The following is a 6,380-nucleotide window of genomic DNA, read 5'->3' on the forward strand; positions in this document are numbered from 1 at the left end:
GGGTGCGGATCGTCGAAGCCTTTCGCCGCCGCGCCGCCCCAGATAGGCGCCGCCCAGGCCAGTCCCACCAGCGCGCCGAACGCCGCCGCCGCGACGCCGGGCCGGATCTTGGCCACACGGTCGGCAGGAGTCGTCGCACGCAGCTGCGAGGGATTCGACAAAGGCTCAGTCCTGTTCAGCAGGGCGCAGCGCCGCCCCCGGGTAGTCTCGCCGTCGGGGCGACTGACTTGGGTCGCGTCCCGGCTGCAGTACCGACGCTCAGCGAACAGGCTGACGGTCGGGGACGCGCCTTAAGCCAGCCGTTTGTGGCGCCAATGTGGTTGATTCGCAAGATTCTGGTGCGGTGCAGCATTTCTCGTTGCCGAGCGGTTAAGCGCGAGACGACCGACTGACCGAGTCATGTCCATGGAGTCAGTCACGGACGCCATTGCTGTATTCGACATCATGAAGTTGACACAAAGCGGCTTGTCGGAAGACCTGCGCTCATTGATCGCAGGCGTCGGTATTGTTCATGAGGTCCACTATCGGGCTTCGAACACTTGATCCACGAAAGGCGGAACCGGCGGCGGCACGGCTACGTTTGGGTGTCTCGAACAGGAGATCCATCCCATGAAACGTCTCATTCCCGCCCTGACCTTGGCCGCCGCCGCCGTCGCCGTGACGGCCTGCGGCCAGACCATCGAACAGAAGGCCGCCACCGGCGCGGTCGCCGCGCCGTCGTGGCCGGTCCTGTCGGGGCGGCCGTGGGCGGCGCGGCGGGCGCCGCCGTGGGCCAGGCGCAGAAGCCGAACTGACACACTTGCAGGGGCGTGACGCCGGTCGGTCCCCTGCAACCTTGCTTTTTCAACCTATATGGGGTTAGCCGACGCGCCCGGGGCTGAGCCTTGCTCGCCCCGCCGTTTGCGCACCTGACAATCGTTCAAGGATACGACGACCGCTCGCATGAGAGATCTGAAACAAACCGGCTTCACCGATCGCCTGACCGCCCAACAGGAAGCCAAGAAGGCCCTGCTCGCCAAGTTCAAGCCCAAGGCCGCCGCTCCGGACCCCGAGTTCGACAAGCTGGCCGCCAAGCGCGCCGCCGAGAAGGAGGCCCAGCGCCAGCAGCACGAGCTGGCCAAGGCCGAGGCCCGCCGCGAGAAGGCCGAGAAGGAAGCCGCGCGCCTCGCCGCCGAACAGGCCGCCCAGGACGAGGCCGACGCGGCCCGCCGCGCCGCCCGCAAGGAGCGCAAGCAACTCACCAAGGAAGAGCAGAAGGCCGCCCGCGACGCCCGCTACGCCGCGCGCAAGGCCCGCCAGCGCTGATCGGCCGCGGGTCCGGCGATCCGCCGGGCCTCAGGCCGGCGCGGCCGACGGCTCTCCGAGCACGCGGGCGAGTTCTTCGCTCGAATAGGGTTTGCGCAGGAACGGCCACGGGGCGTCCGAAAGCGCCTCGTCGACGTCCTCGCCGGCATAGCCGGACGTCAGGACGATCCGCATGTCCGGCCAGCGGCGCGCGCATTCCCGGGCCAGTTCTATGCCCGTCATGCCGCCGGGCATCACCACGTCGCTGAGCATGACGTCGAAGGCCTCGCCCTTCAGCCGGTCCAGCGCCTGGGGCGCCGTCTCGGCGACGCTGACCTCCATGCCCATGGATCGCAGAAGCTCCAGCGCGACGTCCGCGACCCCGGCGTCGTCCTCGACCAGCAGCAGGCGGCGACCGGCGACGGCGGGTGCGTCCACGGCGGCCAGCGTTTCCGCGGCCACGCCGTCCGACCGGTCGAGCGGCGGCAGATAGACCCGGATTTCGGAGCCGCGGCCGGGCGTGGAGGTGATGCGCACGCCGCCGCCGCTCTGCCGGGCGAAGCCGTACACCTGGCTGAGCCCCAGACCCGTGCCCTTGCCGATCGCCTTGGTGGTGAAGAAGGGTTCGAACACCCGCCCGATGACGTCCGGATCGATCCCCGATCCATTGTCCGCGACCGTGACGCACACGTATTCGCCCGGCGCCAGCTCGGGCACCTCGCCGCCGTGCACCGTGCAGGCCAGGGTCTGGATCGAGATGCGGCCGCGGTCGCCGACCGCGTCGCGGGCGTTGACGACGAGGTTGAGGAGGGCGGCCTCGAACTGCGCCGGGTCGACGTTCACGCGCGCGCCGCCCCGGCGCAGCTTGAGCCTGAACTCGACGGCCTCGCCGACCGCGCGTCGCAGCAGGGGCTCGCTCTCCCGGATCAGGGCGTTGAGGTCCAGGGGTTCCGGCCGCAGCGCCTGGCGGCGCGAGAAGGCCAGCAGCTGGTGGGTCAGGCCCTCGCCGCGCCGGGCCGCGGCCAGGGCGGCCTCGCCCAGCTTCTTCTGACGCGCCGCGTCCTCGGGCGAGCGCAACATCATGTCCAGGGCGCCGATCACCACCGTGAGCAGATTGTTGAAATCGTGCGCCACCCCCCCGGTCAGGCGTCCGACGGCCTCCATCCGCTGGGCGTGCATCAGGTCGGCTTCGGCCTTGGCCTTTTCGGCCAGCGCCTCTCCGACGCGCTCTTCCAGAAGCTCGTTGATGCGCTTGAGGTCGTCCTCGGCCTTCTTGGCGTCGGTGACGTCGATGTTGGCGCCGACATAGCCCTTGAACTGGCCGGCGCCGTCGAACCGGGGAATGCCCTCGCAGCGCAGCCAACGCCGGCCCAGCTGCGGATGGACGATCTCCATCATGCCCTCGAAGCGGTCGCGGTGATCCAGGGCCTGAAGGAAGCGGTCGTGGAAATCGTCCAGGCCGTTGGCGGCGGTGACGGCGCGCCAGTTGGCGCCCAGGTCCGCGTCGCTCTGGACGCCGAAGAACGTCCGGTAGCGCCTGTTGGCGAAAACGATGGCGCCCTGTTCGTCGGTCATCCACATCTGGGCCGGGGCGCTGTCGGCCACCGTCCGGAAGCGGGTCTCGGATTCCAGCAGCCGCGCCTGGGCCTCGCGGATGTCGGTGACGTCGAACGCCACGCCGACGAAGCCGACCACCGCGCCGTCGGCGTCCAGCCGGGGGCGCGAGAAGGACTTCAGCCAGCGATACTCCCCGTCGTGGCGCAGATAGCGGGCCTCCATCGAGAAAGGCAGGCCGGTCGCTTCGCCGGCGAGGGATTCCTGGATGATCCGCTCATGGTCGTCCGGGTGGACGACGGTGCGCCAGTCCGCCAACCGGGCGTCTTCGTAGGTCCCGCCGTGATATCCCACATAGGCCTGATTGACGAACTCGCGGACCCGATCCTGGCCGGTCACCCAGATCAGGACCGGGGCGGTGTCGGCGATGGCGCGGAACCGCTCCTCGCTCTCGCGCACGGCGCCCTCGGCCCGGGCGCGCTCGATCTCGGTCCAGGTCCGGGCCGAGACTTCCTGCAGAAGGTCGGCCTCGGCGTCGGTCCACTGCCGGACCTTGGAATCGTGCACATAAAGGAAGGCGCTCAGGCGACCGCCGCGGATCAGCGGGGCGCGCATCAGGGCGCGCGTCTGAAGCCGCGCGAAGACGTCGGCCGCGTCGCGAGTCCGCATGTCCTTGCGGACGTCGGCGATGCGGATCAGCTGGCCGCCCGCCAGGTCCGCGATCAGGTCGGCGCCCACCTCGGCCAGGCTGAACTGCCCCTGGGCGCTGACGACCCCGGCGGTCCAGTCGCGGCGCATGACCACCAGGCCGCGTTCCTGATCGACCTCGCCGTAGCCGACACGGTCGGCCTTCAGCTCGGCGCCCAGGGCCCGCTCGACCTCGTTCATGATGTCTTCCGGCGTGTCGAGATCCCGTAGCCGATCGGTCAGCGCCAGCAGGAAGCTATGGCGGCGCTCCTGGGCCGCCAGGGCGGCGATGGCGTCGCGGGTTTCGGTGATGTCGAACGACATGCCGACGTAGCCAAGGAAGGTCCCGTTCGCATCGAAGCGCGGGTTCACCGCGATCCGCATCCAGCGCCAGGCGCCGTCGGCCCGCTTGAAGCGCGCCTCGAACCCATAGGGAAGGCGATCCGGCCGCGCGACGTCCATGGCCTGCTGGACGGCCGCCTGATCGTCGGGGTGCAGGGTCTGGCGCCAGACGCCGCCCAGGATCGCCTCGGCGGGCGTGCCGTAGAACTCGACCAGGGCCGCGTTGACGAATTCCACCTCCGCGTCGGCGTTGGTCATCCAGACCGGGGAGGGCGCGGTGTCGGCCATCAGCCGGAACCGGGTCTCGCTTTCCCGCAGGGCGGCTTCCGCGGCCTGGGCGGCGGCGACATCGACCGACGCCTGGTCCACCAGCGCGCGCAGTTCGGTTTCGGTCTCGCCGACGCGGCTGTCGGACGCCCGTAGCGCCTGGTTGGTCTGGTCCAGGTCGCGCAACGTGCGGCGCAGGGACCCGGCCAGCACGGCGCCGAATACGCCGACCACGACGAAGGTGACGACACCGATGGACAGGGTGACGGGGTCGTAGCGGATCAGTCCGCCGGGAAGCTGAGTCAGAAGGATCGCTCCGACCGCTCCCATCGCGATGGTGACGTAGCCGGCGGCCCGGCCGCTCCAAAGCGCCGCGACGAGCACCGCCGGAAGCAGCACCGTCAGGCCGCTGGCGCCCCCGTACACGGGTTGAAGCAGGGCCCGGACGGCGAGGCCGACGAATCCGCACAGCAGACCGGTCAGCGCCGCCTGAAAGGGACGACCGGGCTGAGAAAGCGCCATTCGTCTGAAAAGGCGTCGGCCCCCAAAGCCTGGCATCCCCCGTACGCGGATCGCGCGATCCCTTGCAACGCATTGACGCCGAACGCGTTCCCGGTCGTCCGGGTGCGCTCGAACCGTCGCCCCCGCGGCCGAACGGGCTTGGCGGAAGCCGTTTTCGACCTTACCTGCTCGGCAGGGATACACCGACTTCGCCGAGGAACCAGCATGACCGCGACCATCGACACCGGACTTTCGAAAGCCTCTCGCGCCGACGTGGCCCAGGAACTGACGAAAGTCCTGGCCGACAGCTTCGCGGTCTACCTGAAGACCCACGGCTATCACTGGAACGTGCGCGGGCCGGAATTCTTCAGCTTCCACAATCTGCTGGAGCAGCAGTACCGCGACGTCTGGGCGGCCCTGGACGAGATCGCCGAACGCATCCGCGCCCTGGGCGTTCTGGCTCCGCAGAGCTTCTCGGGCTTCGGCAACCTGACCTCGATCAAGGACGGCGACCCGGAGAAGGAGGCCATCCCGATGCTCAAGGAGCTGCTGAAGGATCACGAGACCCTGATCGCGACGGCGCGGAAGGCCTTCGAGGCCGCCGACGCGGCCGGTGACGAAGCGTCCGCCGACCTGATGACCCAGCGGCTGGCCGCGCACGAGAAATTCGCCTGGATGCTGCGTTCCACCCTGGGTGGACGCTGACGACTTGACCTAACGGCGCTTTTCCGCCTGAAAAGCGCCCCGCTTGTCGAGGACAAGCGGCGACGGGCGCGTGTCGCGCCGCGAGGAGCTGATTTGGCCAGGATCGACTGGACCGGAATGTTGACGACGGGCCGCCGTCTGGCCGCCGCCGCGCCCGCCGCGCTGGCGGCGGTCGGCGTCGCCATGGCCGCCAGTTCGACGCCGCGCCCGGAGATCGATCGCCGCGTCGAGGTGGTCCGTCAGCTGACCGGTGGCGACCTGTCGGGCAAGGGCTTCCTGGCCATCACCGGCCGGATGGACCCGTCCCAGCTGGCGCAGGCGATGCGCCACGACCCGTCCCTGCGCCAGCCGACCCTGTACGGCCTGACCCCGGGCTGGGAGAGCCTGACGCTGGCCGGCAAGCCCAGCCTGGACCTCGGCGCCACGGGCCTGGACGCCATGAAGCTGAACGCGGCCACGCCGACGGCGGCCGGCCTGATCCGCGCCGCCCAGCCATTCGCGTTCAAACCGGCGACGGCCGAGGATCGCCGCCGCGCCCAGCGCTGCCTGACCCAGGCGATCTATTACGAGGCGGCGCTGGAGCCGACCGAGGGCCAGGAGGCGGTGGCTCAAGTGGTCCTGAACCGGGTGCGCGATCCCAACTACGCCAACACCGTCTGCGGCGTGGTGTTCGAGGGGGCCGAGCGCACCACCGGATGCCAATTCAGCTTCACCTGCGACGGCTCGCTGGGCCAGGCGCCGGTGCGCTGGGCGTGGGACCGGGCCAGCCGGGTCGCCGAGCGGGCGCTGGCCGGTCATGTGGCGACGCGCGTGGGGACGGCGACCCACTACCACGCCGACTACGTCCACCCGTGGTGGGCCCCCACGCTGAACAAGCTGACCCAGATCGGCGCGCACATCTTCTACCGCTGGAAGGGCGTCTACGGCGAACCGTCGGCCTTCCGTCAGACCTATGCGGGCCGCGAACCCTGATCGACGAAGCCCGGTTCTCACGGCCGCGGCTGCAGATCGCCGCGACCACGCAGCCGCAGACCGGCGCC

5 protein-coding genes are annotated in these 6,380 nt (G+C 70.0%); 4 read left to right on the forward strand and 1 reads right to left on the reverse strand.

The window, feature by feature from the left end; genetic code table 11:
- Positions 1–609 precede the first annotated feature (609 nt).
- Together AC2W7C_RS12180 and AC2W7C_RS12185 are read left to right on the forward strand one after the other, a co-directional pair.
- Entirely contained in the window at positions 610–813 is a 204-nt protein-coding gene (locus AC2W7C_RS12180) for a hypothetical protein (RefSeq protein WP_486001679.1), read from the forward strand.
- 129 nt (positions 814–942) lie between these two features.
- Positions 943–1,305, forward strand: a complete 363-nt coding sequence (locus AC2W7C_RS12185) for a DUF6481 family protein (RefSeq protein WP_486001680.1) — start codon at positions 943–945, stop codon at positions 1,303–1,305.
- A gap of 30 nt (positions 1,306–1,335) precedes the next feature.
- Here the strand turns inward: AC2W7C_RS12185 and AC2W7C_RS12190 are convergent, their stop codons facing one another.
- A complete protein-coding gene (locus AC2W7C_RS12190) occupies positions 1,336–4,656 on the reverse strand; it encodes a PAS domain S-box protein (protein ID WP_486001681.1) in 3,321 nt (1,106 codons plus the stop codon).
- Between the two features lie 204 nt (positions 4,657–4,860).
- Between AC2W7C_RS12190 and AC2W7C_RS12195 the strand changes: the two genes are divergently transcribed.
- Both AC2W7C_RS12195 and AC2W7C_RS12200 read left to right on the forward strand, forming a co-directional pair.
- Entirely contained in the window at positions 4,861–5,340 is a 480-nt protein-coding gene (locus AC2W7C_RS12195) for a Dps family protein (protein ID WP_486001682.1), read from the forward strand.
- A gap of 117 nt (positions 5,341–5,457) precedes the next feature.
- Positions 5,458–6,312 carry a cell wall hydrolase gene (locus AC2W7C_RS12200; RefSeq protein ID WP_486001683.1) on the forward strand — a complete coding sequence of 285 codons (855 nt, stop codon included), beginning with the start codon at positions 5,458–5,460 and terminating at the stop codon, positions 6,310–6,312.
- The last annotated feature ends 68 nt before the right edge of the window (positions 6,313–6,380 follow it).

This window comes from Brevundimonas sp. CURTG3B2_SDJG, from assembly GCF_057364705.1.